Source organism: Solihabitans fulvus (assembly GCF_008386585.1).
Taxonomy (GTDB): domain Bacteria; phylum Actinomycetota; class Actinomycetes; order Mycobacteriales; family Pseudonocardiaceae; genus Solihabitans; species Solihabitans fulvus.
Window position 1 is genome coordinate 1 of the sequence record NZ_VUOB01000235.1, and the last position, 277, is coordinate 277.

Genomic DNA, 277 nt, shown 5'->3' on the forward strand with positions numbered 1-277 from the left:
GCCACATCCGGCGCCGACCAGCTGGTCGTACACAAGGTCTGCAGCAGGTGTACAAGAGGCTGGGGACCGCCGACAACGAGATCGAGAAGAAGATCCCGTTCTCGCACCACGACCGGCTCGGCTTCCTCACGTTCTGCCCGACCAACCTGGGCACCACGGTCCGCGCCCCCGTGCACATCAAGCTGCGGAAGCTGGATGCGGCGGAGAAGAAGCTGGAGGAGGTGGCGTCCAAGTACCACCTGCAGGTCCGCGGCACGCGCGGCGAGCACACGGAGGC

General features: G+C 66.4%; 1 protein-coding gene. It reads left to right on the plus strand.

What is annotated here, in order from left to right:
* Positions 1 to 47 precede the first annotated feature (47 nt).
* Positions 48 to 277: ATP--guanido phosphotransferase (locus tag F0L68_RS45710; RefSeq protein WP_223199626.1), on the plus strand; the 230-nt coding region annotated here is incomplete at its 3' end.